The 26714-nt window shown below is 46.4% G+C and carries 24 protein-coding genes; 1 reads left to right on the top strand and 23 read right to left on the bottom strand.

Annotation, left to right across the window (positions count from 1 at the left end; translation table 11 throughout):
- Positions 1-21: 21 nt before the first annotated feature.
- The 6 genes from BN1938_RS05630 to BN1938_RS05615 all read right to left on the bottom strand — a co-directional run bounded on the left by BN1938_RS05630 (position 22) and on the right by BN1938_RS05615 (position 5553).
- On the bottom strand, positions 22-1392 hold the full coding sequence (locus BN1938_RS05630; RefSeq protein ID WP_050639659.1) for a sodium-dependent transporter: 1371 nt from the start codon (positions 1390-1392) through the stop codon (positions 22-24).
- 228 nt (positions 1393-1620) lie between these two features.
- Positions 1621-2157 (bottom strand): GyrI-like domain-containing protein, encoded by a 537-nt coding sequence (locus BN1938_RS23005; protein ID WP_070102452.1) that lies wholly within the window; start codon positions 2155-2157, stop codon positions 1621-1623.
- A 91-nt stretch (positions 2158-2248) separates the two neighbouring features.
- Complete coding sequence (locus BN1938_RS23865) at positions 2249-2371, bottom strand: 4Fe-4S binding protein (RefSeq protein WP_255350409.1); 123 nt, start codon at positions 2369-2371, stop codon at positions 2249-2251.
- Between the two features lie 118 nt (positions 2372-2489).
- Positions 2490-2633: a hypothetical protein gene (locus tag BN1938_RS23660; RefSeq protein WP_187376289.1), complete on the bottom strand. Its 144-nt coding sequence runs from the start codon at positions 2631-2633 to the stop codon at positions 2490-2492.
- Positions 2634-3068: 435 nt separating this feature from the next.
- A complete protein-coding gene (locus tag BN1938_RS05620) occupies positions 3069-4223 on the bottom strand; it encodes an alpha/beta fold hydrolase (RefSeq protein ID WP_050639658.1) in 1155 nt (384 codons plus the stop codon).
- 295 nt (positions 4224-4518) lie between these two features.
- The gene (locus BN1938_RS05615) at positions 4519-5553 is read right to left on the bottom strand and encodes a MerR family transcriptional regulator (protein WP_242843812.1); all 1035 of its coding nucleotides are present in this window, start codon (positions 5551-5553) and stop codon (positions 4519-4521) included.
- Between the two features lie 116 nt (positions 5554-5669).
- Between BN1938_RS05615 and BN1938_RS05610 the strand changes: the two genes are divergently transcribed.
- Positions 5670-6326: an Rpn family recombination-promoting nuclease/putative transposase gene (locus BN1938_RS05610; protein WP_050639657.1), complete on the top strand. Its 657-nt coding sequence runs from the start codon at positions 5670-5672 to the stop codon at positions 6324-6326.
- 413 nt (positions 6327-6739) lie between these two features.
- Here BN1938_RS05610 and BN1938_RS05605 read toward each other — a convergent pair whose 3' ends face one another.
- The 17 genes from BN1938_RS05605 to BN1938_RS05520 all read right to left on the bottom strand — a co-directional run bounded on the left by BN1938_RS05605 (position 6740) and on the right by BN1938_RS05520 (position 26688).
- Positions 6740-7714 (bottom strand): ABC transporter permease, encoded by a 975-nt coding sequence (locus tag BN1938_RS05605; RefSeq protein ID WP_050639656.1) that lies wholly within the window; start codon positions 7712-7714, stop codon positions 6740-6742.
- A gap of 12 nt (positions 7715-7726) precedes the next feature.
- Positions 7727-8725 carry an ABC transporter permease gene (locus tag BN1938_RS05600; RefSeq protein ID WP_050639655.1) on the bottom strand — a complete coding sequence of 333 codons (999 nt, stop codon included), beginning with the start codon at positions 8723-8725 and terminating at the stop codon, positions 7727-7729.
- Positions 8722-10218 (bottom strand): sugar ABC transporter ATP-binding protein, encoded by a 1497-nt coding sequence (locus tag BN1938_RS05595; protein ID WP_050639654.1) that lies wholly within the window; start codon positions 10216-10218, stop codon positions 8722-8724. The genes BN1938_RS05600 and BN1938_RS05595 overlap by 4 nt, the downstream gene beginning before the upstream one ends.
- A gap of 129 nt (positions 10219-10347) precedes the next feature.
- Complete coding sequence (locus BN1938_RS05590) at positions 10348-11412, bottom strand: autoinducer 2 ABC transporter substrate-binding protein (RefSeq protein WP_070102455.1); 1065 nt, start codon at positions 11410-11412, stop codon at positions 10348-10350.
- A gap of 107 nt (positions 11413-11519) precedes the next feature.
- Positions 11520-12515, bottom strand: coding sequence for a VOC family protein (locus tag BN1938_RS05585; RefSeq protein ID WP_050639653.1), 996 nt, complete (start codon positions 12513-12515; stop codon positions 11520-11522).
- 3 nt (positions 12516-12518) lie between these two features.
- Positions 12519-13538, bottom strand: coding sequence for a Gfo/Idh/MocA family protein (locus BN1938_RS05580; protein WP_050639652.1), 1020 nt, complete (start codon positions 13536-13538; stop codon positions 12519-12521).
- Positions 13539-13940: 402 nt separating this feature from the next.
- Positions 13941-14918: a LacI family DNA-binding transcriptional regulator gene (locus BN1938_RS05575; protein ID WP_050639651.1), complete on the bottom strand. Its 978-nt coding sequence runs from the start codon at positions 14916-14918 to the stop codon at positions 13941-13943.
- 531 nt (positions 14919-15449) lie between these two features.
- A complete protein-coding gene (locus BN1938_RS05565; RefSeq protein ID WP_050639649.1) occupies positions 15450-17534 on the bottom strand; it encodes a HelD family protein in 2085 nt (694 codons plus the stop codon).
- Positions 17527-18381, bottom strand: a complete 855-nt coding sequence (locus tag BN1938_RS05560) for a helix-turn-helix transcriptional regulator (RefSeq protein ID WP_050639648.1) — start codon at positions 18379-18381, stop codon at positions 17527-17529. The genes BN1938_RS05565 and BN1938_RS05560 overlap by 8 nt, the downstream gene beginning before the upstream one ends.
- A gap of 686 nt (positions 18382-19067) precedes the next feature.
- Complete coding sequence (locus BN1938_RS05555; protein WP_050639647.1) at positions 19068-19544, bottom strand: methylglyoxal synthase; 477 nt, start codon at positions 19542-19544, stop codon at positions 19068-19070.
- A gap of 85 nt (positions 19545-19629) precedes the next feature.
- Positions 19630-21207 carry a putative ABC exporter domain-containing protein gene (locus BN1938_RS05550; RefSeq protein ID WP_050639646.1) on the bottom strand — a complete coding sequence of 526 codons (1578 nt, stop codon included), beginning with the start codon at positions 21205-21207 and terminating at the stop codon, positions 19630-19632.
- Entirely contained in the window at positions 21208-21918 is a 711-nt protein-coding gene (locus BN1938_RS05545) for an ABC transporter ATP-binding protein (RefSeq protein ID WP_050639645.1), read from the bottom strand.
- 34 nt (positions 21919-21952) lie between these two features.
- Positions 21953-22606, bottom strand: a complete 654-nt coding sequence (locus tag BN1938_RS05540) for an ABC-2 transporter permease (RefSeq protein ID WP_050639644.1) — start codon at positions 22604-22606, stop codon at positions 21953-21955.
- A gap of 11 nt (positions 22607-22617) precedes the next feature.
- On the bottom strand, positions 22618-23319 hold the full coding sequence (locus BN1938_RS05535) for an ABC transporter ATP-binding protein (protein WP_050639643.1): 702 nt from the start codon (positions 23317-23319) through the stop codon (positions 22618-22620).
- A 994-nt stretch (positions 23320-24313) separates the two neighbouring features.
- A complete protein-coding gene (locus tag BN1938_RS05530; RefSeq protein ID WP_050639642.1) occupies positions 24314-25519 on the bottom strand; it encodes a type II secretion system protein in 1206 nt (401 codons plus the stop codon).
- A gap of 64 nt (positions 25520-25583) precedes the next feature.
- Entirely contained in the window at positions 25584-25973 is a 390-nt protein-coding gene (locus tag BN1938_RS05525; protein ID WP_050639641.1) for a hypothetical protein, read from the bottom strand.
- Between the two features lies 1 nt (position 25974).
- Complete coding sequence (locus BN1938_RS05520; RefSeq protein ID WP_050639640.1) at positions 25975-26688, bottom strand: hypothetical protein; 714 nt, start codon at positions 26686-26688, stop codon at positions 25975-25977.
- Between the last annotated feature and the right edge of the window lie 26 nt (positions 26689-26714).

The following is a 26714-nucleotide window of genomic DNA, read 5'->3' as shown; positions in this document are numbered from 1 at the left end:
AATTTCTTCATTTTATCTCCGTTATTTATGGAACAGTGACCAGTATCCTTGTACGAATATGAACAGTACCACCAGGGGCAGGATATAGGAAACATAGATTCTGGCCCATTTTGGAAATTTGATTCCGGCGCCTGTGTTGGCTTCTTTACAGAAGTTTTTCCATCCCCATCCGATGCGGCTGGTGCAGAACAGGAGGTAGATCAGGCTGCCCAGAGGGAGGAGATTGTTGCTTACGAGGAAGTCTTCAAAGTCCAGTACGTTTGTGCCTGCACCCATGGGGGCGAAGCCGCTCCAGATGTTGAAGCCCAGTACACATGGTAGGGAGAGGACGATAATCGCTCCCAAGTTGGTGAGCACTGCTTTCCCACGGCTGCATCCCGTCAGATCCATGGCAAAGGATATGATATTTTCAAATACTGCAATGATTGTCGAGGCGGCTGCGAAAAACATGCAGAGGAAAAACAAAGTTCCCCAGATCCGCCCTCCGCTCATGGAATTGAAAATGTTGGGAAGGGTAATGAAGATCAGGCTTGGCCCGCTGTCCGGCTTTACCCCAAATGCAAAACACGCAGGGAAGATAATCAGGCCTGCAACCAGGGCCACACATGTATCCAGAACCGTAACGCAGACAGCCTCTCCTGTCAGGGTTCTCTTCTTATCTATATAACTTCCAAATATGGCGATCGCTCCAATACCAAGGCTCAGGGTAAAAAACGCCTGTCCCATGGCTGCGAATACCACATCCATAATCCCGGCTTCTTTTACCTTTGAAAAGTCAGGGGACAGATAGAAACGCAGACCCTCTTCTGCACCCTCAAGAGTTGCGGAACGTACTGCCAGTATAATCATCAGCGCCAGCAGAATCAGCATCATCACTTTCGTGATTTTTTCCACGCCTTTCTGCAGGCCCTTGCTGCAGATTCCAAAGCAAAGTGCTACTACAATGATCATGCAGACAGCCATAAGAACCGGACGGGCGGTCAGCGCGCCGAACTCACCGGCAATCTCTTCTGCGTTCAGACCCTCGAATCTGCCGCCTGCCATTTTAATAAAATACAGCAGCATCCAGCCTCCGATTGTCGTATAGAACATCATCAGAAGATAGTTGCCTGCCATTGCACCGTACTTATACCAGTGCCACTTTGTCCCTTCAGGCTCCAGCCTGTCAAAGGATAAGGCAGCGCTCACCTGGCTTGCTCTCCCTACGGCAAACTCCATTACCATAATCGGCAGCCCCAGAACCAATAGGAAAAACAGATAAATCAATACAAACGCAGCCCCTCCGTACTGCCCCGTAATGAAGGGGAACCGCCAGACATTACCCAGACCGATGGCGCATCCTGCTGATATCAGGATAAATCCCAGCCTGGAACCAAACTTTTCTCTTTTCATTTCACTCTCAAACCTCTCTTTAGTTTTGCTTGCCTCAAATCTGCTTTTTCTCTGCAATGCGCTGAAATGCAGACTTTTCAATACATCAAGAATAATCTTACGGCATTGGGTTTTGTATGTCAAGCGGGATGTTTTTAGGAAAAGGATGCGAAATGAAAGGATAGACAGGAAAGACTGCCAAATGCTGAATCAGATCATCTTCTCTATAAACCGGAATTGAAAGTGCTGTTAAATCAATTCTAAAGCTCTTTTATACATTGGGTCTAACTCGCAACCGCAGCTTCCATATTCTTCGTCTGCCTGTTTGATTGGCATTGACATTTGAGTGAGATACTCTGCTTCTGGCCGTTCAGTATCATTCAAATAATAATAGTAAATTGAGCCTTGCGGTTCATACCCATTTTCTTTTACCCATTCAAATATATCCATCAGCGTAGGGTCTTGCTTCTCATAAGGGCCTAAATCAATTGCCGATACGACCTTTCGGGTTGGTATCATATTGCATAGCATAATATCTCTATTCTCAATTTTTTGAGCAATTTGCCAACCCATTTCCACATCAAGGCTTTCCAGCTCTTGATTATGGAAGCAGACAACGGGGCCGCTTATGGGATATACATTCATTTCATTCAAGTAATCGCCAGTCAACGCAAACGCCTGCATTGCAAAATCTGAATAGTCTTTCATAAAATTAATCGTCTTACGAATTGTTAGCGTGTAATGCTCCGGCTCTTGTTTAATTTCAATATTTGATATTCGTGACATATAATTATCCTCCTGCTTTTATCAACTATTTTCCGATCTAACCGGCGTTTCTCCATAAAATGCCGCAAAATATAATCGCCTGATTTACCCGTTACAGGTTATTCTCAATTCTGCATTGTTCATGCAAGGTATCGCCTAACAGCGTAATCGCCTGATGCTGACAATGACTGATGCAGCGATAACACATGGTGCATCGATTGTGATGTACCGCCATTTGATTTTCAACTGACAAATTGCCCATTGGACACAGCGTCGTGCATACACCGCAGCCCACGTATTTTATTTCTTTATACCAACAATTTTCAGTTTTTTTCCGCCAAACTGGAATTTGATTACTCATGTTCCATAAATCCAATGAGTGAAAAAATCAATCCTACAATACCAATCCCCATAGTAAGCAATCCCATTCCTGATGAAGAAAGAAAGATTACGATAGCGAAAAGTAATATTGAAATCCCTAATCCGATTTTTTTCATTGTTAATTCTCCTTTGCAATCCTGATTTGTCAACTTCTCTATAATTCTCAGCTTCCTGTTATATTGGGAAGTTAACTGTTCAGCAGCGTTGTTAAATCCTCTATAGAAACGTCCTTTTTTGCAGAAGTTTCTTTCATAGTCATACCAGAAGTAAGAAAGCAATTTACAACCATTTTCATAGCTTTGCCTAATTTAGATACCGCTGCATTGTTCAATGCGCTTATTATAGCACACCAAGCACGACATATAGGCGTCATGTTTGATGTGACTGTAAGTTCAATTAAACCCTTCTGGCCATTGTACTCCTTAATCAAAATTGTTCATATCCACCAATCGGGAGTAAGTTCCATAAGTGTAACAACCTTTTCTGTTTCAAAGTCAAGGAAAATTTCAATCTCCCGATAGTTTTCAGGCATAAGCTGAACCATCAGTTCTCTACAAGCACCACATGATGGAACCGGATGGTGCCGCCAGGCCGTAGAGCGCACAACCCTCGTTTTTCAGCACCTCCCGTCTCACAATCTCCATGAAGCTCTCCGGCTCTTCCAGAAATGGGCTGTGGGCGGATTCTTCAAAACTATAAAACGCCTTATGCGGCGCTTGCAACTGTTCAAAATATGCCTTTGACAAGTCGAAGGATACCTGCCTGTCATAGGCCCCGTGGAAGATATACACGGGAATCTCCAGGGCCGGAACTGTTTCGTTCAAATCAGTGGTATACTGCGCTTGATTCATTGGCTGTTCCAGACTGAGCAATGACCCCATTGCATAGCCATATTTATCCTTTATCGTATATTCCTTCGCGCTCATAACAGGCATCAGCAGTTCCATTTTGGATTTGGCAATGTGGTATACACCATATCCATATTTACTCAGCAAATCTGAGCGGAGCATAAGATACTCCGTCGTTACATCGGAGGGGACCGTCAATGTATACTTTTTCAGCTTGTCTATGGCCTGCTGGTCATTTTTTTCCTCTGCGGCTGCAAGCAGAACATCATAGCTCAATTTTTCAGATTCAAATTGATTGACGACCTGCCCGATTCCCAGGTAAGCCTTATATAGTTCAGGATGTTCATATGCAGCATGGATTCCCAGGAAGGACCCCCATGAGTGACCCATGATATATATTTTTTCTTTGCCAAACCGCTCCCGCAGGTAATTCGTAACCTCTATGGTGTCGGACACCATCTGCTCCAGCGTGATGCTGCCCTTGGGAATCGAGGAGGAGTATGACATGCCGCTTCCTCTCTGCTCCCAATAACAAACTGTGAACGCTTCCTCCAGCTTTACTCCCGCCTCTTTTGCCATGACATATTCGGGGTTTCCCGGCCCGCCGTGCAAAAACAGCAGTATGGGGTTATCTTGATTTATCCCCTGGATGATCATGCCCTGCTCCACGCCGCCAATAGGCATCCGCACGATCTCCGATATACTGCCTTCTATGGGCTTTCCGTTTGTATGAGCCTGCGGCTCGATCCTGCCCGGACTATTGAGCCACAACAATATGAACAACAGGACAATGAATACGACAAGCGTGCCCAACAGAATCACTGTCACCCTTAAAACCTTCTTTCCTTTTAAATTCAATTCCGTTCACCTCTTCTTAGTCTCAGCGCTGTTTCCTCCTAATTTCTTGAGTACTTTTTTCGAATATATCGCAATCCCCATTGAAACCATTCCTGCGCCAATGACCGGGATGGGTTTCCCGCAGCAGATATAAAGGCAGGGAAAATCGCAGAATTGCATTGCCAAATAACGAGACGATTTGGCCCACAACTACAAGCGTATAATCCCTGCCATAGCTTCTGATCTTCACCGCACCACCACCTTTCAGAAAATAGTATAAAGGTGGTGGAAGCCCCCAAGTCAATAGGCTTTTTATTTATTTCAGCGGAATCCAAACCTCGTAAAAATTGCGCTCCCCCAATTCAGCCATTTCCACAAATCGGACAAAAATATAGACAACGCCCCGGAAGCTCTCCTGATGATCAGCGGCCCATGTATGGCTTTCAAAAAACATTTTCTCCATCAGAGAATCGTCATGGCTGTCCGCGTCAAAAACCATATGCAGACACCTGCCGTATTCCAAAGTCAATCTTCCCGCCGCTTTTCTTTCATTAGTGACCTTACTTACCAGACACATCTTCGTGCCTTTATATCCGGCTGAATCAAAGGTAACGACACGCACCAGGTTCGATAAAATATCTTCTTCCTGTAAATCCAGCGATACAAGTACCCGCTCCTGATACTCTTTCAGAGAGGATACCGCGTCAAAGGTTTCCAAAACCCAATAGGGCGGAAGTTCCTTCACTGAGAATACTTTTTTAGACTGTGCGGCATATTCACAGAACGCTTTTGTCTCTGCCAGCCGCCCCAGAATCCGCTGTCCGGCTCGAATCGTTTCTTCTATATCGCTGATTTTTTTATCCAGCACGTCTAAATCGCTATGCTTCCCGGCTGCTGTCAACTCTCGGATTTCTAATGGCGAAAACCCACGTTTCTTATAAAAGTCAATGGACATCAGGCGGGAAACATCTTCAAAGGTAAATTCCCGGTATTGGCTGCTCTGATTCCGTTCCGGTGCAATCAATCCAATCTCTTCGTAGTAACGCAGGGTTTCCCTCGTAAGGCCAAGATTTTGATATAAATCCTTTACTCTGTAAACAGTGCTGTTATCTGAATCCAGCTTGTTAATGCTCTGCAAGGCGCCTTGAAGTTCTGGATTGTCCTGAACCATCATCCTATTTTTTCGATAGCGGTGGTCACTCGGCTTTTCTGCGTGAGCAGGGATCAGCCATGTCTTCCCCCTCATAATTGCGCCCACAATTTTTCCTGCTTTACAATAGTAAGCAACCATTCTGCTGCTGACATTCCATTTTTTTGCGATTTCATTTGATGTTAAATACTCCAATTCCATTCCCTCCTTTGTCAATTATACTTCGTATATCTGAAATATACAATCAAATCGTTTCCTTGTAGGTTATCCTTTGGGGTAATTTTATAGATATTTTATTTGTAACAGAATAGAAAATAATGAAAAAGGATTTAAAAGAATCGGCTGAATTTCTTTCCGGGCTGAAAAAGATGGATTTATTATCGCCAGTCCTGAATATTGTTTTTTACTACGGCGAAGAGGACTGGGATGGCAGCCTGGATCTGTACGGACTCCTTGGGGTAGACAGGAAAGACTGCCATATGCTGAAAAAGTATGTCCCAAATTACAGAATCAACCTGATAGATCCGAAAAAATTAGAAAACCTGGAGTGTTTTCAAACTGATTTACAGATCATATTTGACATGTTAAAATATAGAAAAAATAAAGAGGATATGAAAGATTATGTGCTGAATCATAACTCATATTTCGCACAAATCGATCAGGATTCCTATAATGCCGTTCGCACAATGCTGGGATCAGCACAACATCTAAAAGCGTCAATTACGGAAAAAGGAGGAACCATAACTATATGTAAAGCATTGGATGACTTATATCAAGAAGGAATTGGGAAGGGGCTTGAGAAAGGAATCAAAGTACTAGTAAAAGATTATACAGAAGAAGGATACAGTAAGGAAACCATCTTGACCAAACTGTCAAAAGGCTTCTCCTTAACCCCTGAAGATTCCATGAGGTACTATAACAAGTTCGCTCCCTCAACAGATCCACACTCCCTCCAAGGAAATAATAAAAACTAACCAAAATACCACCTATTATAATCAAGACCCAACGTGCAGCCTTTCCATAGTCTGCCCCCGACAGAACTCTCTAAAAATGAAAGAACCATCCTCTCCTCCCGCCAGGATGCACCAGCTCTGCGCCAGGCTTGCCGGGAAGGTTGCGGGGCTGTGTATGTCCTTTCCGTATGCTAGAGTGCGCTTACTGATTCTTAGAGAAAATAATGCCGGGAATGTGGGAGGAAACATGATTCCGAATCATGTTTCCGGATGACCCAGTGAGAGAAATTATCAAATTTCTCTCGCTGTGTCATCCCGTGCCCACATTCCCGGCATTATTATCTCTTAGAATCAGTTGGCAGCACGGGTGCATACGGAAAGGACATACACAGCCCCGCAGCCTTCCCGGCAAGCCTGGCGCAGAGCGTCCCATCTCACTCCCGCCCCCGCTTTCTTCCCCCAATCTGCCCAATTACTATGACTACTATAAGTATCACCCCCCAGACAAATGTTTTCAAAGAGGAATCGACACGCATGATATTGAACGCACTGGACACCAGCTGCAGCACGATTACAGACAGCAGCACCCCAACTGCGCTGCCCTTTCCCCCATCCGGGTTTGTTCCGCCCAGAACGACAATCAGCAGGGAAAGCAGTGTATAAGAACTGCCATAGTCTGTTTTTGCAGAATTGTATCTGGACACCATGATCAATCCGGCCAGGCTTCCCAGCACACCGGATACGGCATACGTCTTGATCGTAACCGCCAGATTATTGATCCCGCTGTACCGTGACGCCATAGAGTTGGTTCCCATATACCGCACATGCTGTCCATATACGGTTGAACGGAGCAGGAAGGAAACAAGCAGGGCGCCCAGGATAAAAAGAATAAATGCAATCGGTACCCCAGCCAGTGTGCCGTTTCCCAGAATGCTGTAGCCTTCCGGAAGCCCAGTGATTGCGGGACCCTTTGTAATCATCAGCCCACAGCCCGTGTACAGCTGCAGTCCGCACAGAGTTACCAGCATGGCGGGGATCTGAAGGTATCCGATCATAAAGCCGTTAAAACAGCCGCAAAGCGCCCCCACTATAACAGCAGCAATGCACCCGAGGAGAATAGACACAGGGCCTCCGCCCATTTTCACCATGATATAGGCTGCAGTGATCCCGGAAAAATTCGCGATTCCAACCAGCGACAGGTCAATCCCGCCCGAGATCATAGCCAGCATCATGCCAAATGAAATCAAGCCGAATTCCGGAAACTGTGTGCACATTCCCTGGATATTTTTTATGCCAAGAAAGGAAGAAGGCGCCAGGACTGCCATGACTCCAAAAATAAGGACGGCAATCAGCAATAGCATCATGCTGTTTTTATCTGAATTTTTCAGTCTGCTTTTTATATTTTCCATCGTGCCACCTTCCTATATTTTCACACTATTTTGTATTTTCTTAGTTCTCAGTGAGGTGATGGATGTACCGGCTACGATCAAAAGCCCTACCACAAATGTCTGTGCATAGGTCGGAACCCCCAGCATGATCAGGTTGTTCTGAATCAGGGCTATCAGCGTGACGCCCAGTATCGTCCCAGATATGGAACCGTGCCCGCCTGTGATTCTCGTGCCGCCCATGACAACCGCCGCAATCACCATCATCTCTGTTCCCATCAAAACCTGTGGATGCGCCTGCCGCATCAGGATCATATAAGTCACGCCGCCGACTCCAGCCAGCGCCCCCGCAAGTATGTACACAAAGGACTGGATAAATACAACCCCAAAGCCTGCAATTCTGGCCGCATTCTTGTCTCCGCCCACTGCATAGATTCCACGGCCCAGCATGGTATATTTCAGGAGAATCCACAGCCCGATATAGATCACAACCGGTATCAGGATCAGTGCCGTCAGCTGATATGTAATTCCGCTGTCTCCCACATATTCATAAATGAATACTTTAGACAATCTTCCAAAGCTCTCCGGAAGACGGTTGATTTCCCTGGAGCCAAGGAATGCCAGCGTGGCCCCGTTTGCCACACTGCTCACCCCGAGCGTCGCAATCAGCGGCGGAACTCCGAGTCGTGCAACCAGAACGGAATTGAGAAAACCAAACAGCATACCGATCACGATTGCTATCATAAAAGCCAGCACCACACTGTTAAGCCCTGCTGCATTCATGATCATTGCCGTTGCATACATTGCAAAGCTGGCTACAGCCGGGAAGGAAACATCGATTCCGCCGGAAATGATAACCATCATTTCAAACGCTGCGAATATCAGGGTTACCAGCATGGAACGCAGCAGTGAAACCACCGTGGATGCACTTGCAAATGCCGGATTGACAGCCCCAATAAGAATACACAGGGCGGCAATAATGTATACGACAATCATTTCGTTTGCAGTCAGCCCTCTTTTTATTCTGTCTTTCATACTGTCTCCTCCTCACCTGTAAGCAGCCGGGAAAGCCTTGTCTCATCTAATTCCTTTGAATTGATGCTGCCGGCGGTCTTGCCGTTCTTCATAATCAAAATCTTGCTGCAGTTCTGTATCAACTCGCTGACATCATCCGATATCACAATAATTCCAACGCCCTGCTCCGCCAGTTCCCTCAGTATCTTATGGATGTCTGCCTTAGAACCGATATCCACACCCACGGTGGGGCCGTTGAGCACAAGCAGCGCCGGATTGGTATTCAGCCACTTGGCAATGACCATTTTCTGCGCATTTCCTCCGGAAAGAGTCCGGATCAGCGGTTTCGGCGACTTCGCATTACAGCCGATTTTCCGGATCCATGCCTGCGTCGCGTCATACATCTCCCGGTAGTTCAGCCTGCCCTTTTTCAGATATTTCCGAATGGATGCGGCCACGGTATTCTCCTGGATTGTACAGTCCAGGAAAAGTCCCTGGGTAAGCCGGTCCTCCGGTACATATCCAATTCTCGCTTTCATGGCATCCCCTATGGACTTAATGGATACGGGCTTTCCATTCAGCGTAATCTTTCCCCCGCTGGCCGGAGCAATGCCGAACAGCGCGTCTCCCAGTTCCCCGCGGCCGGAACCCAGAAGCCCTGTGATGCCAAGAACCTCGCCCTTTTTCAGATCAAAGCTGACATCCTTAAATGCACCCTTTCTCGTAAGATTCTCCACTTTCAGAATGACTTCTCTGCTGCCCTCGGGGCGGTAATACACCTCATCCACATCGCGCCCGGTCATGCACTTGATGAACCGTTTTCTGTCAAACTCCTCAATCGGCCCGGTCGCCACGTTCTCACCGTTTCTTAAGATGGTCAGCCTGTCCGCGATCTCATAGATTTCATCCAGTTTGTGATTGACAATCACGATTGCCATGCCCTTTTCCTTCAGATTCCTTATTATGGTGTTGAGCATGCCGACCTCCTTCTGGGTAAGCGCCGTTGTCGGCTCGTCCAGAATCAGCAGTTTGGCATCATTTATAATCGCACGGCAGATCGCCACCATCTGTTTATTGGCTATGGAAAGCCTTTCCACCAGGACATCCGGATCCATATGGGCGCCGATCTGTTCCATTGCACGGATGGCAAGCTCCCTGGACCTTTTCCAGTTCATAGTCTTCGCACCAGTCAAAAGAGCATGATTCATGGCAATGTTCTCGGCTGCCGTCAGGTTGGGAAAGACCGCAAAATCCTGGTAAATCACCTGGATGCCCTTTCGGATCGAATCAATGGGTGTCAGTTTCTCTATCTTTTCCCCTTCAATATAAATGGATCCTGCTGTCGGGTCATGGGCGCCGGAAATCACCTTGATCAGCGTTGATTTTCCGCATCCGTTTTCTCCTGCAAGGCAGTGGATCTCACCGGCCCGGATTTCCAATTCCACGTTTTTAAGCGCCTGGACGCCGCCGAATGTTTTCTTAATGTTTTCTAATCTCAGAAATATTTTATCCATAGTTCTCTTCCACTTCTTTTGAGTACTCCGTGTCTAAGCTGTTAAGTAATGCAGCCTGCTGATAAATATGAAAATAGGTGGGATGCCGCTCCATTGAGAACCTCCCACCCCTGTTTTTTTAACCGTGAATCAGAAATCATATGCTGGATCGTCTACATTGTCTTTCGTCACATCAATCCATGCATTTCCAATCAAAATATTTCCATCCAGCTTCATCTCGTTGTAACCTTCCACACCAAGATCAACACCGTCTTCGATTGTTTCGCCATTGAGGAGCTTTACGGCCGTCTCTACCATGGCTTTTCCTGCAAGGGCCGGGTCCCAGAAGCTGATCATATCAATGGTGCCGTTCTTTACATACTCACCCGCATTGGAAACAAGAGCCGTTCCCACGATCTTAATCTTTCCTGACATTCCCATTTCTTCAACAGCCAGTGCGGCGCCTGCAACGTCCGGCATTGCGGAGCCCTGGATTCCCACGATTCCCGGATTCGCCGTCAGTGCTTCTTTCACTTTATTGTATGCGGTATCCTGGTCGTCGGATGTCTCGATAAGGTCTCCGTATTTTTTCATATCCGGATATTTTTCCTTTTGCAGTGCCTCCGCTGCCGCCACCCATTCCATATGAGACGCGCTTGTCAGTGCTCCTACCGTCTGCACATACTCGCCTTTCCCTTGGCAGGAATCGCCAAGCGCTTCCATCAGGTGATTGCCGTACTCGTCGTTATTGAAGGCCTCAATGTCATAATCTGCATTGGTCATACCCGGAGCCTCATGTGTGATCACTACGATGCCCTGATCCCTGGCTTTCTTTAATACCGGCTCCAGTGACTCCGTGGAAAATGGTACTACACAGATGGCATCAACGCCCTGTGAGATTAAATCCTCAATGCACTGTGCCTGCAGCGCGCCGTCTGCCTCGGACGGCCCTGTGAAGAATGCATCCACACCGTTATCTTTTGCGTACTCATCAACGCCCTCTTCCATTCTCTCATACCATGCCAGCGCCGTCAGCTTTGGTACTACTGCAATCGTGTAATTTCCATCCTCTTTTTTATCTGCTTTATCCTCTGTCTGCCCGCTCTCTGCCTTACTGCCGGAATCCTTACCGGAATCCTCGACACTGCCGCATCCTGCCAAAAGTGCTGACGCCATTGCCATACTTAATACCAGACTTACGATTTTCTTTTTCATATTTTATCGCTCCTGTTCTTTTACTTTTCTCCTGAAGATGCGGTCCGCGGGAAACCCTTCCCAGCCCGCTTCTCTGAATCCTCTGCTTAAAACCAGAGATGACTCTCTCATTTCCCGTTCTTTGCGCAGTATACGTAATCCGGCGCTTCAATCCTGCCGCCATTGCCGAATTCCACGATCATGTGGAGGAGATTCTCTGTGCTCATGTAATAATGGCTGTCTCCATCGATCCATCCCGTCTGCATGATCCGGACTTCGTATCCGCTCAGTCTCCTGCATTCCTCTTTGATCTCCTCATCCGGGTATACATCTTTGATATGATGGAACCCGGGGCCATGCTTTTCAAGGAAATCCCAGTAAATGTTATCTCCTTTTATGGGCTGTATGATCTCGATCTCCATGCCGCCAACCCATTTCACTGCACAGATAAAATCAAATCCCTCTGTAATGTGCGCGCCGTTCACCTTAAAGTCTCTTAACTTCTCCGGTGTGAAATGCCTCACATCCCATCCGTCAATTCCAAGATAATAAGCGTAATTCTCCATGTATTTTTCTGCATCGTCCACGACAATTGCAATTTGCTTGATATTCTGCCTGTGGGACACTGGTCTCTTTGCATCCTTTGCCGGATATACTTCCGGGGCCTCGCCGATTCTGCCTCCGTTTCCAAGCTCGAGTGTCAGGCCCAGCTGCTCGTGAGAATCCACATAATAGTGTACATCGTTGTCGATCCACCCCGTCTGCATCACCTTGAGCCCTTTCTCCTCCAGTTCTTTTACATATGCTTTCAGTTCTTCATCATCCGGAATCACAATTTTAAAATGGTGAAGGCCGCTTCCGTATTTTTTCAGATACTCCCAGTAGATATTCGGTCCTTCGACCGGCTGGATCAGTTCATACTCTACATCTCCCTCCCAGGTTACCGCACAGATGAAATCAAATCCCGTTTCAATGTGTTTGTTATGTACATAAAAATCTCTGACGGTATCCGGCGTGAAATGTCGGATATCCCATGGCCCTATTCCAAATTTCTCCCAGTAGTTTTTCATTGCTGTATCCAGATCATCTACCAGAACACAGATTTGTTTGATTGCGCCCTTCATGTCCTAAACTTCTCCTTCCGTGTCTGCCTTGTAATAAATGCCCCAGTCTTTTCTTGTATTTTCTATTAAGGCTGCTATCTTCCTGCTTTCTTCCCAGGTAAAATGCGGGCATTCCAACTCACCGTTTCTAAGGCACTTTTGTACTTCCCTGATCTCAAACTGGAAGCCGGAGGCGGGATATGTCTCCATATACTTTTCCTTAGTACCATCATTCATGATCAGTGTAGCCGTAGTCGGATGCCAGAACTCTGAACCGATTATGATTCTGCCCTCTTCCCCGACAATTTCCGTCTCAGGTGTACTTACCTGATTAAATGCACCTCCAACAAATGCGGCCCCGCCATCTTCGTACTCCAGCAGCATATGGAAACTCTCATCCACTTCCCCGTTAGACTTCATTGTGGAATAAGCCTGAACAGGCCCCTCCGGGAATGCAAGATAAGCCATCGCCAGCGAGTAGATCCCCACATCTCTGAGTGCTCCCGCAGCATGCTGCACACCGCCTTTCCACGGCTGCCAGTCGTCAATGTCCGGTTTGATATCAAAAGACGCGTGTACGGCCAGAGGTTTTCCGATCCTGCCTTTTTCTATCCAATTCCTGGCTTCTATTACCGCCGGGAAGCATCTTGTCCACATTCCCTCCATCACAAAGACCTGTTTCTCCTCTGCTTTTCTGAACACATCATCCAGCTGCCGCAGATTATCTACCATCGGCTTCTCACTCAAAACAGGGATTCCTCTGTCGAGCGCCGCCATGATATATGCATAATGGCAGTCATTCGGAATTGCTATGTACACAACATCGATCTCTTCCTGTTCGAGCATACCCTCAAAGTCTGTATACACCTGAACGCAGCCATATTTCTGGGCAAATGCCCTTCCGCTTACGATACTTCTTGAAACGACTGCCGCAAGCACGGCATCCTCTACTTCCTGCATCCCTTTTGCAAATTCATTGGCGATATAGCCTGTGCCAACGACCGCCCATTTTACCTGTTTCATATTTTGTACCAAGACTTTCAAGCACAAGCCTGCTTGTAGTTGAAAGATGCATACACACAGGGTGATCGGTGTGCCTGCATTTTTTCCTTTCTTCTAAAATTATTTCACCCTTGATTCCTATCCGGATATTTTTACTTTCGCATGCGTTGATTATCTTTTGTTCTGCACCTTTGCTGCAGACCCGCCCGCCAGGGCATGCGTTACGGAGCATTCTCAGTAACAAGTTCGTAATGTTATGTCCTGTCGGCCATATATTAATTATGTGCACTTTTACCATAATTGTCAATGCGTTTTTATCATTTTTTATTTATTTGTTACTAATAAACATTATAAAAACGTTTCCATATAAGCACAATGCATAAAGGAAACGTTTCCATAAAATAGTAATCATTCTTGTTTTGGTCGTTTTTAACAATTCTATCTTTAAGCAGTACCACCCTTCTGAAGATACACATCCGTAATCTGGTGGTACTCAATATCCTGATCTCCCTGTATCAGTTTCATAATTGTATCCACACATTTCTTAGCCAGGAGCGGAATATCCTGGCAGACAGCTGTCACAACCGGTGTCACCATGCGGGTAAAATCCGTGCCGTCATATCCCACTATTTTCAAATCCCGGGGTACCTTTATCCCCATGTCGGTCACAAAATGATACAGCGCTATGGCCCCCATATCAGAAGCAAATATCCCATCTGCCTGCCGCACTTCATCTTCATAATTTTTCAGCAGATTTACATAATAGGAATAGTCCATCCGATTCCACTCCATTTCCAGCGTGCGGACTGAGATATGGTATTTATTCATCACATTTTCAAATTCCAGATACCGGTCGTTGGACGGCGTATTTACCCTGAAAAATCCGCCGATCTGGATCACTCTCCTGCACCCCTGTTCCACCAGATATTCCGCCAGAATCCTTCCGCCTTTGCGGTGGTCAGAATGGATCAGCGGTATCTTAGGTCCCAGATCATGGTCCATACTGACAATCGGCTTGTCGATCTGCTGGTACACCGTATCCTCCACAGACAGGGCGCAGGTAATAATCCCATCCACCATATTCCGGTCCAGCATATCAATATATTCCTGCTCCCGGTCGCTCGTCTTAACCGTATTGCAGACCATCGTCTTATACCCATATCTGTACAGCTCTATCTCTGCCTGGCGGATAAAAGAAGCATAGAACGGCGTCTGGAAATCTGGAATAATTACCCCGATGATTCCCGACTTTTTCCTCGATAAATTCCGCGCGCGTTCGTTCGGAATAAAATTGAGTTCACGGATCGCTTCCTCAATCCTTTTTCTGGAACTTTCCGAAACATAACCGGTTCCGTTAATCATGCGTGACACCGTAGCAATTCCCACATCCGCACGCTTTGCTACATCTTTAATGGTAGCCATACTGAAAGACCTCCTTGTATTTACTGCTTTCACTTTTTGCTGTTTTCTTTCGTGACTTTATGATTCAAGACTAACACAATACACAGCGATACACAAGATGAGATATTTGGGGATGAGTAAATTTGGCTGTAGGCTGTAGGGGCGCCTGATGAAAGGGGGATGCGGTGATCCGGCGGGGACAGCTCCGGGGATTTTGCTGGCTGTCCATACGCGAAGAGACTGTAACATCAAAGCGGGAGCCTCACATGGAACCGAAGACATTCACCGGAAAATTCTGATGAATTTTCCGGCTCAGGTCTTCTCAAAATTTGCTTTGGTGAGCAAATTTTGTCCATGTGAGACTCCCGCTTTGATGTAACAGTCTCTAACGCGTATTCTATGCCTGCAAAATCCCCGGAGCTGTCCCCGCCGGATCACCGCATCCCCCTTCCATCAGGCTGGGCTTCATCAAGACGGAAGGTTTGCTCATTTTGGAGGAAATCGTGGGGGAGCGGCGGATTGGGTTGGAGAAGCTGATAGGATTGGGGGCTTTTATCTCTTCGGCAGGTATGGGGATGGGGAGCCGGTATATAGTATTGTGAGCTGGTGCATGGCTCTGGTGGCGGCTATGTAGAGGAGGCCTTTGTCGTATTGGGTTTTGTAGGTTTCGGAATCAGCATCCAGGATTATGACTTCGTCGAATTCTAAACCTTTTGACATTTGGATGGAGGTGATGGATATTCCGTTGGTGAAACTGGTGCTTTCGGGGGAGATCAGGTGGATCTTGTGATCCCGGGAGAGCTGTTTATGTACTGCGGCGGCTTTTTTGTTTGTTTTCAGGATGATTCCCATTGACGCGTATCCGCTTTCCTGGAAGGTTTTTATTGCTTTTTTGATTTTTCGGATTTCGTCCCGGGTGTCTTCGCATGGGATCATCTGGGGGGCAGGACCGTGGCGTTCTATGGGCTCTAAGCGGGCCGTCTGCTGGATTTGCTTTGCAAATGTGATGATTTCGTATGTTGAACGGTAGCTTTTGGTTAATTCCACCAGGCTTGCTTCGCTGTACTGACGGCGCAGGTCTTCGATAGTGTTAAGATGGTTGGGATTGATAAACTGCCCGAAATCTCCCAGGATGGTTTTGGGACAGGGAAACAGATGGTTGATGACGGCATATTGGATGGGGGTGTAGTCCTGCATTTCATCGATTACCAGATGCTTGATCCGCTTGCTTTGCTGCAGCCCCTCAAAGGACGCGTGCAGATAGAGAAACGGGTATACATCCGCCCATTCCAGGGTCTGCTTTGCAGGGAATACAAGCATGCCAGGCTGTCCAATCCATTGATAGAACGCTTTGTACAGGGCCAGGCTGCTTTTTATCTTCAGCATTTTGTTCAGGCTCTTTAATATGCTTCCCGGACGTGGAATATCGTCGCCCATGAAGTTATCTGTATCAAAACGGTCATGGATATCTTCCGCGGTCTGCTGCAGCCTTTTTTTGATTGGATATGAAGGGTAAGCAAGGAAACGGCTTTGTATAAAGTCTGCCTCTGCAGTAAAGCGACCGAAAGTATAGGCTTGGGGTTCAAAGATAAAGTGGGGCAGTTCCTCTAAAAAGGCTTCCATCTTTTCCACAAAGTCTAAAGTGGATTTGAAGCGCGCCCGCTCCGCCCATTTTGCGTCGTTGGTTTCCAGAGGGTCTTTATCCGGCTCATAGGCAATGACTCCCTCCAGCTGTACGGCGGCTATATCGGTAAAGCTCACACCGTAAATGGGTTCTTCTCCCAGTTCCGGAAGAACGGTAGATATGTAATCTCCGAAGACTTTATTAGGCGAAATGATTGTGATATTTCCCGCCTTCAGCCTGTCCTTGAACCGGTACAGTAAAAATGCAATCCGGTGCAGCGCTATGGACGTTTTCCCGGAGCCTGCCACGCCCTGAATGAGAATGGTTCCGGTATTTTCGTTTCTGATGATTTGGTTCTGTTCCTTTTGGATGGTGGAAATGATCGATTTCATCTTTTCATCCGAGGTGTGGGACAACTCACGCTGTAAAACATCATCCTGAATATTTACCGCGCTTTCCAGCGTATATTCCAATTCACCGTCTTTTATCTTATACTGGCGTTTGCGTGTCAGGTTACCCTCAATTCTGCCTATAGGTGCGTCATATCCAGCCGGTCCGGACTCACAGTCATAAAACATCCCGGCAACCGGAGAGCGCCAGTCATAGATCAGAAGTTCATTTTCATAATTGAAAGTAAAACGCCCAATATAGTACTTTTCGGCCATTTTCCTGCCCTCTTCCTGAAAATCTATCCGGGCGAAATAGGGGGACCCTTTCAGCTTTGAAAGTTTTTCCCATACCCCTGCGGCGAAAGCCCCCGTATGGTCGATCTGCCTGAGCGCCAGCTCGTTCTGAAACATTTCATGGGGATCCAGTTCTCCGCGGTAATCTGCCATGTACCTTTTCGCATCCATATACTCCTGATCCATCCGTTCCAGATCGGAATGGGCCTCCTGCAGAGCGGCATCCAATTTGCCATTGATCATATCCAGGTGGGCGGCCTCCTCCGGAAACTGCACGGATTCAACACATTCGATTTCCGTTTTCTTATCACTTCTGCTAAGCTCACTCATTATTTACAGCCTCCTCAGACAGGACAAAGCGCTGTGTGGGATAGCCAAACTCAATCAGAAGCTCCGCCTCCGAAAAGCCCAGTCCCTGAATCTCCCGACGCTGCCCTGTGTCCGCTTTATCACCCTCCCTGAAAGTGGTAACGCTGATCTCCTTCCCCTTTACCAGTTCGCTCGAAACCTTCTCCAAAAAAGCCTTCGGAATCCCTTTGTCCCTGTAAAGAGGGTGGGTTCCCATAAAATCAATACAACCGTTCTCATATGAAAAAAGCATAATCCCCACCGCAATCGGTCCGTCCTTTAAAATCAGAGCCTGCCTGCATCTAATCCGCCGTTTCAGCTCCGCCTCATATTCATCTTCATACAAATGCGGAAACCCATCAATAACAAGACGCACCAGATCCATCCAGCAGGGAATATCATCTTCTGCCGCAAAATCAATACTCCATTCCATAAAATCTTTACTTTGAAGCATTTCATATTCCCCCTCAAACTGAAATCTCAACTGCAAAGGATAGAACTTTTCATTCCTGCGATATTGATTCGGCGGCAGCTTATACATCTCCCTAAAAATATTTGTAAATGCCTGCTGGCTTTCATACCCCGCTGCCGCCGCAATCTCAACAATCGGTTTCTCAGAAAAAACCAAAAGCTTAGCCGCTTCCGTCAGCTGCCGGCGCTGCACATAATCATGAATTGTCAGCCCAACCGTACGCATAAAGACTCTGTGAAGATAATACTTCGAATAATGAACAGCAGTCGAGATCCGATCCAAATCCAGCTTTTCCATCAAATGCTCCTCAATAAACTCAATTGCCGCCGAAACTTTCTCAACAACATTCTTATCCATAAAAATCTCCTCCTTTCACAATTCCTAATATTATCAAACTCCACAAGATTTGTTTTGCGCATTCTTGCTATCTTATATTTCACTCCGCCCAGTCTTAACTCCTCATCCCCCATCCCTTCCGTTTCTCCCATCGTCTCAAATCCCGCCCAAATTCCTCCCCCAAACAACAAACAAAAAAAGATTCCATCTCATCCCTCATTTATATTTTATCTCCGCATCCTCCGAGCCGCCTCCCGTCCGGATGCACCCAGCTGAGAAAACGGCGGGTATAGCTTCCGGCAGAGACATGTATACCCAAAGGGCGTCCCGCAGCTCATACCCTGTGGGCGGAGCCTAAGCTGAACTGCAGAATCATGTATGCCGTTTCAGAACCCTCAGAACGCGCTTAGAAACAGTTGCAGAGAAAATGTGGGGAATAGAGGGCAGGATTTGATTCACAAAATCAAATCCTGTTGCCGCCGGCGGCCTGAATGCATCGGCATTCAGGCCAACTGCGGCAAGTACCTCTATTCCCCACATTTTCTCTGTTACTGTTTCTTAGCAAGTGGCGCGGATTCTGAAACGGCATACATGATTCCGCAGTTCAGCTTCGGCTCCCCCCACAGGGTATGAGCTGCGGGACGCCCTTTAGTATACACGTCTCTGCCGGAAGCCATACCCGCCGTTTTCTCAGCGCCCCAGCGCCCCTACTTCATTCTCTCAACCCGTTCCTGAATAGTCTTATTAAAGTTCTCCACCTGTCTGCAGTAAGTCTCATTCATAAACTTAGAATTCAGCATAAAATCCGCCGTTGCCAGGTTATTCGCAATCGGAATATCATAAACCACTGCGATTCGAAGCAGAGCCTTTACATCCGGGTCATGCGGCTGCGCCTCCAGCGGATCCCAGAGAAAGATCATAAAATCAATCTGGCCCTCCACGATCTTAGCGCCAATCTGCTGGTCACCGCCCAGGGGACCGCTGCAGTAGCCTTTCACCGGAAGCCCGGTTCTTTCCGAAATCAACTTCGCCGTTGTACCTGTTCCGCATAAGAAATGACTCTTTAAGATGTCTTTATTTCTGTCACACCAGTCCACCAGTTCTTTTTTCTTGCCGTCATGGGCTACCAGTGCTATGTGCTTTGCTTTTCCAATTTCTAAAGTTACGTAACTGTCTTCCAGCATAAATAATACCTCCCAATTATTGCAGGACCACTTTCGTGAACTCTCCTGCAGCTCATCTTTTTCAAAGTATTTGTAATCGTCTGTGCTATGCCAGCTGCTCCATAGAATAAAAACGGATAGAGGCCAGTAAACCGATGACTACTGTCATTATCATACTATAAATGAAAATAATTGGAAAGACCAAATCAACATTAACCATAAATCCTGCTGCCAGCGCAATTGCAAGCCCGATTCCAAGGATCGTCATCTGGAAAATCGCACGCACAAAGTCCTGCCCGGTTTTACCCAGTGTATCGCCCAGAAGGCACTGTGCAATGACTTTGGTATACAGCCGGTTAGCCTGCAGTACCGCGTATGTCAGAATTGCCAGGATGCTCTGAACAGGCCCGATTCCCCACGCTATACTCAACGGGATGCAGAAAATACAGCCATCCACAAGAGCCTTGATATGCTCCATCAAAGTCGCGTACCACAATTTTCTGACCGGGCTGTCCGGGATCAGAAACAGATAGGGCGTCTTCAGCTCATTTTCCCATTTTCCAAGGTATCCGGTCAGGATCAGTGTCATGTACATGATAATGCCCAGCATATACATCTGAGGCACCCCGGATTTTAAAGCGTTGTCTCTCATAACGCGGGAAAGCAGGATCGCGATGGCCAGGCATAGCAGAGTCATTTTGGAAAATATAAAATACTTTTCCTTTTTGTATTCCAGCAGCTGTCTGTAGAAAATGGCCTTTGCACCGGTTCCTTTGTATGTGTCCTTTACCCGGCGGAAGCGTTTTTTCTTCTCTCCTATCGACATGACCATCTCGCCGTTTACTTTCCGCCTTCTCATTTCCGCATAGTCATCTGCAAATTTGGCGGCGTCCTCGTAATAGTCGCCATCGCATTTCATACGGACGGCTGCCGTGATCATCACCGCCACTGTCAGCAGATACAGCACGGTACAGATTACATTCAGTACATCCGGGCCCAGAAGAATCAGGCGGTAGACGGAGATATTCCAGCCCACAACCGGTATCATCTGCAGCCCCGGCCAGTCGAAAAATGCAGCCGCAGTTTCGAGTGTAACTCCCTGCTTCTTAAAATAAATAACGATCAGAACCGCAACTCCCACGAGAAAGATCTTGATCCCTGTGCTAAGCGCCTTCATTACTTTTTGAGGTATTTTATCATTCGTGTACAAAAAGATCATCACACTGACCTCAAAAACCGTTTCCACGACACACTCCACCAGGAAAAACAGGATCATCTTCCACGGCGTAATGCCAAATACCGTGAGTCCCGCAATCAGGAATAAAACGCTCACCGCAATAGTAAGAAGATAGTTCATCCAGGCACTGTGCAGCAGGACCTTTTTCGGACTGATCGGGGCGGTAAATACAAAGTGTGCATGGGATGGCTTGAAAATAACGCCTTTTTTAGAGGCGTAGCCTGCAAAATTACTAAGGAAAATGTATAAGGTCCAAAGTGTAATTATGACAGTCAATCCCTTTGCCGAGCTGAAATGTATCTTTGTTACGAGCTGACCCAGCATAACCGCTAAAAAGATGGCATAAACAATACAGATAATCATGACCAGCAGAGATGCCGGTTTTTTCACCGCTTTTTTCAGGTTGTTTATAAAACTCCGTTTTGTAAGATATAATAATGCCTTCATCTATGCTTCACCACCTGACTCCCAACTACTGGTCATTTCAAAAAACAGGGCATCCAGGTCCTTTTCCCCGACCTCTGATTTTTGATAAGAACCTATGATGTGGCTCTTCTCCATCACAAACATCACATCCCACAGTTCCTCAACCATCTCAAGCATGTGTGTACTGATCAGAACGGTAGCACCCTGGTCACGCAGCTCAAGGATCACCTCTTTCAGTTCTTTAATCGCTCTGGGATCCAGTCCGACCATGGGCTCATCCAGAAGAATCACTTTGGGTTTAATGACAAGAGCACAGCAGATACTGACCTTCTGCATCATCCCTTTTGACAGCTCATTGCCTAGCTTATCCTGCTTGTCGTCCAGCTCAAACCGCTCCAGCAGCGCCGTAACCTCTTCCTCTGTAGTACTGCTGCCATATGCCATCCTCACATATTCTATATGCTCCCTCACGGTCAGCGCCTCAAACATAGAAGGAATCTCCGGTACATAGGCAAACAGCTTCTTGGCCTCCAGCTGCTTGGCCGGGATCCCCTGTATACCGATCCTTCCCTTGTACCTCAAAAGCCCGGCGATGCTCTTAATAATCGTAGACTTTCCTGCGCCGTTCGGCCCCAGAAGAATCCCCACCTGCCCGTCCGGGATAAAAAAACTCACCTGATCCACGGCAAGGTGCTTCCCATATGATTTACTCAACTCCTGTATCTCCAGCATAACTTCTCCTCCTCATGTTTTAAATTTATTCCAGTCAAAACTCTCTTTGTTTGAGAAACTTAACAGAAAGTCCCGCAGACACTATCATAACAGCTAATCCCAATACTATCAACAATACGGATATGCCCGTATCCATTACGATTGCTTCCGCAATCAAATTTTTCCCAATTATTGAAAACAAAGCCACCAGCCCCCATGTGGGCAGCATAATCATTACAACAAGCAACGCAGCTTTTATTTTCGTATAGGAAAATCGAAAATACAGCAGGAAGAAAATACTTAAAACAACCGACATCGCCAAAAATGTAATAGAAAGGGAGGATAAGGTTAAGTCTTCCCTTACTAAAACTATATTTTGAAGCGTAATTTTGGAAAGCAAAAAGTATATAAGCATTTCCAGTATAGTTATCAGCAGACCCAGGATATATTTTACGGCCACAATCATGCTTTTCTTATATGGAACCGCCAGCAGATATAGGTTGCCCTTATACTTATCCTCCATTAAAAAAATGTTATTAAAGAGGAAATAGCAGGCAAAGCTGACCGATATGAACAGAATATACACGCTGCTCATATGAACAGTCTGATTGCTTAAAAATATCGGGACTGCAAGCAGTATCATGATGGCAAAAACGAAATACATCCCTGCCAGTAAAAGATCTTTTTTTATGAGATGAATAATCTTCATGATGCACCTCCTCACCCAATTATTTTTAGCATAGCCTCTTCGATTGTAGGATCCGGAAGCTTTGATTGTCTCAGGAACTCCTCTTTCGATGCCGCGGCTAATATCTGCCCTTCATCAATCAGGATGATGTCATCCCCGATTTTATCCAGGTCAGAAGTAATATGCGTAGAAAAAAAGATCGTCTTCCCTTTCTCTTTCTGTTCTGACAACTCCGTACAGAATAGCTGACGCGTCTTCGGGTCCAGACCGCCGGACGGCTCATCCAGAATCAGGATCTCCGCATGATGGGATAACGCCAGGGCAAGCGCAAATTTCATCTTCATGCCCTTTGAAAGTGTATCGATCCTCTGAGACTCCTTTAGTCCAAACTTCTCCATATACCTGTGATATTCCGAATCATCCCAGCCGTCATAAGCCCCGGCCACAATGTTTTTCATAGCAGACATAGTAAACTTATCATAAAAATATCCGTCATCAAAGACCACGCCGATCCGCTCTTTATACGCCAGCTCATTATGATACATCGTTCTTCCTTCAAGAAGTATATGGCCGGAATCGTATGGGACCAGGCCTAAGATGCATTTCAGCGTTGTTGTTTTACCGGCGCCGTTATTGCCGATAAAACCGGTGATCCGGCCCTCTCTGACAGTAAACGAAACATGATCCAGAGAAAAGGATTTGTAGTTCTTACTCAGGTTTGATACTACCAGCATTCGTCATCCCTCCTCATCTATAAAACGGATTGTGTATAAATCTATACAGCGGTAACTTCACTTCACTAATATGCAGATCTGTATTATTCCTTTAGTACAATGATACAATGAAACCATCGTCTTGTCAAGTAAGTTTTGTCGATGGATGGGGCCGCAAAATGAAGGTCGCAAAATGAAAGCCGCAAAATAAAGGGATAGCCGCAAACCTGCCAAATGCATATATGCCGCTGCGAAGTGCGGACACGAACCTAAGAAATTCTAGAAAGCCGACAGCCAAAAAAGCAGGGCACAAGGCGACACATCACGAGAAATCCGATGATTTCTCGCGCTGGGTCGCCTGATTTTGTGATTTGGTGATCACAAAATCTCCCTGCTTTTTCGGCTGTCGGCTTCCAAGAATTTCTAAGGTCCGCTTTAGCACTTCGCAGCGGCATATATGCATTTGGCAGGTGGCTATCCCTTCATATTGCTGGGCTCATCCAATCGGCAGTTAAGCTTGCTTACTGAGGAAGGCTCCGTAACCGGGGCAGCGTATTAATTCGTTTGGTTCTTACTGAATCAGCCCAAGACATTGAAGAAAAGGGTAAGTAATGCTGATATGTTTCACCATACGAATTTATACGCCGCCCCCGCTTCCGAGCCCCTCCCAGTGGGCAAGCTTTTCCTACCGGTCGGATGCGCCAGCCGAAAAACCGGGAAGTCGGCCCCATACCGTGAGTATATATGCCATTTTAAAAGTCCTAGAGTGTACGTTAGAGTCCCTTAAGGAAAAAACATAAAAAATGGCGGGCAGAATTTGACGTCTCACGTCAAATTCTGAAGCGGCCTAAGACCCCAAATTATCAAATTTGGGGTTGCATGCCGCTGGACCGCGATTTTTTATGTTTTTTCCTTTAGGGACTCTTACGTAAACGGAGCGGATTTTTAAAATGGCATATATACTCACGGCATGGGGCCGGCTTCCCGGTTTTTCGGCGTCCCCAAAGCGAGTTTACTAACTGCCCCCTGTTCTGAAGTAGGAATTATCGATCTGTTTCCAGTTATTATTATTTTCAGGATTGACGCCCGGCCATCCGCCGCTGGGGCTGACGCATATGTAATATTTACCGCCAAAACTATAGATACTGCCCTCCTGCAGCTTACTGCCGAAATGGTCTCCGCCTATAATATCATCCTCTGTGATCAACTGATCATTTAAAGCCAGGACTTTCGTCCAATTGTTCGTGTAATTTTTAATCTGTGCCATGCTGCCGCAATTGTATTTCTGGGTAATCGTATCCTCGGTTACATAATAATATCTTTGAACACTCTCGTCATAATAAATACCTTGCGGTACTTTTATGATTTCTGTATCATTCGGCGGTTTCATCGCATCTGCCTGATCTTTTAAATCCTGAAAGGTTGGCACTCCGGCATGGTAACTCAACGTACCGCCGTTTACCTCTATATATCCGCCGCTGTTATTTTCTTCTTGATTCGGAGGGGACGGGGGGACTTCGGGATCTACCGGAGGAGGCTCCGGCTCTGTCGTGCCTCCGGTAACAGGACCCGTGATCTCCGGTGAATTATAGCACTCCACCGTTTTCGACACCGTACAGGCAGTCCCGTATTTACCGCTTTTAATCTTTAGTGTTACATCTACAAGAGGGAGAATCTCGTCCGCTGCGTTTTGCACGGTTTCAAATTTTAGAGATTCTATGCTGTATTTCATGTACATTTTGGTGGAATATTTCCAGTCAATCTCGTCGTATATGTTTTCTGATATTTTTGGATCCGGATTCTTTACCGCTTCATAATGGATGTTAAGCTCGCGCCCTCCGCCGTCTTTTGGCCTACGCTCTGTCGTGCCGATCGTGATGTGGCTTCCTGTTCTGTCATATAACTCGATCGACTGATTATCTGTACTTATGCGTATGGCTTTCCTGGTGCTTTCCCCGGCCCCTGCGCTTCCGGCATCCACAATGTTTCCGGTCTGCGCGCCTGCGATTTCACCTGAAATTTTATTCATCAGGGTATCTGCCAGCTGCTCAGCCTGTTCTGTCGTTTTCAGCTCGTCATATACCTTCACCCAGGAGATCAGCATGCTGCAGGCCATGGTGAAAAGAATACCCGTTAAGACGATTGTTACTACCATCTCAACCATGGTAACCCCTTTTTTGGATTTGAAGTTTTTACGAATTCCGGCAATCCATTTTTCCATCTGTTTCCCCACCATTATCACGGTTTATTAAGCGTATCGTGACAGTTCAGGCTGACCTGAACTGTTACGGAGTATCCTCAATTGTAAAATCATAAATTGTTATGTTGTTTCCCTTGGTAATTCCTATTTTCTGGCTTTTCAGAGGCAGGTTTTCTCCTTCGTATACCAGCTGCAGGGTCATTTTCTCTTCTGTTTTGTTTAACACTGCCTCTCCGCTGTCTTTTGCTCCGTGTTTCTGCTTGTAATAGGATGAATAAACAGCCTCTGTATTTCGCCTCATATTCTGGGAACGTGTGAGCAGCTTGTAGGACTGTGAGATTACTTTTGTGAAGGTACCGACAAGCAGCACCAGGATTACAAATCCCACAACCAATTCTACCATGGTAGACCCTTTCCGTTTATTGTCTGAATCAAAGGGATGACACGTTTTTCTGTTTTTCGCTTCATTCTGCATCTTACTCTTCCCCCACTTCGTCGCCAGTATCTGTCAAAGACCAATTCCAGATTTCATACTTCCCGTCTGGTACGCTCTTGTCTTCGGAGCAGCTCAGTTGGTATGCGCGGGTAATTGTACTGTAGTTTTTCCCGCTCTCACAGTTTACGGTGATTACCAGCGTCGTGTCGTCCTTCTTAGAGGCTTCCGCACTGTCGTAATCTGCCATTACATTATACCAGTACATTTCAACCGTAAGACCGGCTGCCAGTTTCTGAAACTTTTCATCTTCTATTTTCTCGCTGTCAAACTGTAGTTTTCGCGCAGCATTCTTTTTATTATGTTTTTTATCGTCTTCATCCTCACTGTAATACGGCCAGTTTTCGGTCCATATATTCTGCGTGATAAACGTCACCAGGCCGGAGGCTTCTGTATTTTCTATTTTGCTGCCATCTTCATTTTTTACATTATAGGAGTATATTTTCTGCCCCTTGTCTACCCATTCCCCATTGTAGGGAATGTACCAGGACTTGCCGTCATTTTCCAGCTCGTCCTGCAGTTCATTGCTCAGTGAAGCCGCCAGAATCTGGCACTGCTCCTGATCCCCATAATTCAGAGATGTTGCAAACAGGGAATAGGATAACAGCAGAAGGGAGAGGCACAAAACGACGATAACTGCCATAACCGCCAGCACATATACCATTGCGGAACCCTGATTGTATTTCTTCCTTTTCATCTTTTACGCCTCCTTTCCTCAAAGGG

Origin of the sequence: Eubacterium sp. SB2, from assembly GCF_001244405.1 — a bacterium.
Taxonomy (GTDB): Bacteria; Bacillota; Clostridia; order Lachnospirales; family Lachnospiraceae; genus Faecalicatena; species Faecalicatena contortus_B.
This window is presented reverse-complemented; position numbering and strand designations above follow the sequence as displayed.

Bases quoted from the DNA above. Each gene is read 5' to 3' on its own strand.
- BN1938_RS05530 (WP_050639642.1), bottom strand. From the start codon at position 25,519: ATGGAAAAATGGATTGCCGGAATTCGTAAAAACTTCAAATCCAAAAAA.
- BN1938_RS05585 (WP_050639653.1), bottom strand. From the start codon at position 12,515: ATGAAGGGCGCAATCAAACAAATCTGTGTTCTGGTAGATGATCTGGAT.
- BN1938_RS05630 (WP_050639659.1), bottom strand. From the start codon at position 1,392: ATGAAAAGAGAAAAGTTTGGTTCCAGGCTGGGATTTATCCTGATATCA.
- BN1938_RS05555 (WP_050639647.1), bottom strand. From the start codon at position 19,544: ATGCTGGAAGACAGTTACGTAACTTTAGAAATTGGAAAAGCAAAGCAC.
- BN1938_RS23660 (WP_187376289.1), bottom strand. From the start codon at position 2,633: ATGAAAAAAATCGGATTAGGGATTTCAATATTACTTTTCGCTATCGTA.
- BN1938_RS05560 (WP_050639648.1), bottom strand. From the start codon at position 18,381: ATGGATAAGAATGTTGTTGAGAAAGTTTCGGCGGCAATTGAGTTTATT.
- BN1938_RS05595 (WP_050639654.1), bottom strand. From the start codon at position 10,218: ATGGATAAAATATTTCTGAGATTAGAAAACATTAAGAAAACATTCGGC.
- BN1938_RS23005 (WP_070102452.1), bottom strand. From the start codon at position 2,157: ATGTCACGAATATCAAATATTGAAATTAAACAAGAGCCGGAGCATTAC.
- BN1938_RS05550 (WP_050639646.1), bottom strand. From the start codon at position 21,207: ATGAAGGCATTATTATATCTTACAAAACGGAGTTTTATAAACAACCTG.
- BN1938_RS05520 (WP_050639640.1), bottom strand. From the start codon at position 26,688: ATGAAAAGGAAGAAATACAATCAGGGTTCCGCAATGGTATATGTGCTG.
- BN1938_RS05545 (WP_050639645.1), bottom strand. From the start codon at position 21,918: ATGCTGGAGATACAGGAGTTGAGTAAATCATATGGGAAGCACCTTGCC.
- BN1938_RS05600 (WP_050639655.1), bottom strand. From the start codon at position 8,725: ATGAAAGACAGAATAAAAAGAGGGCTGACTGCAAACGAAATGATTGTC.
- BN1938_RS05525 (WP_050639641.1), bottom strand. From the start codon at position 25,973: ATGCAGAATGAAGCGAAAAACAGAAAAACGTGTCATCCCTTTGATTCA.
- BN1938_RS05535 (WP_050639643.1), bottom strand. From the start codon at position 23,319: ATGCTGGTAGTATCAAACCTGAGTAAGAACTACAAATCCTTTTCTCTG.
- BN1938_RS23865 (WP_255350409.1), bottom strand. From the start codon at position 2,371: ATGGCGGTACATCACAATCGATGCACCATGTGTTATCGCTGCATCAGT.
- BN1938_RS05605 (WP_050639656.1), bottom strand. From the start codon at position 7,714: ATGGAAAATATAAAAAGCAGACTGAAAAATTCAGATAAAAACAGCATG.
- BN1938_RS05565 (WP_050639649.1), bottom strand. From the start codon at position 17,534: ATGAGTGAGCTTAGCAGAAGTGATAAGAAAACGGAAATCGAATGTGTT.
- BN1938_RS05590 (WP_070102455.1), bottom strand. From the start codon at position 11,412: ATGAAAAAGAAAATCGTAAGTCTGGTATTAAGTATGGCAATGGCGTCA.
- BN1938_RS05610 (WP_050639657.1), top strand. From the start codon at position 5,670: ATGAAAAAGGATTTAAAAGAATCGGCTGAATTTCTTTCCGGGCTGAAA.
- BN1938_RS05540 (WP_050639644.1), bottom strand. From the start codon at position 22,606: ATGAAGATTATTCATCTCATAAAAAAAGATCTTTTACTGGCAGGGATG.
- BN1938_RS05575 (WP_050639651.1), bottom strand. From the start codon at position 14,918: ATGGCTACCATTAAAGATGTAGCAAAGCGTGCGGATGTGGGAATTGCT.
- BN1938_RS05615 (WP_242843812.1), bottom strand. From the start codon at position 5,553: ATGGAATTGGAGTATTTAACATCAAATGAAATCGCAAAAAAATGGAAT.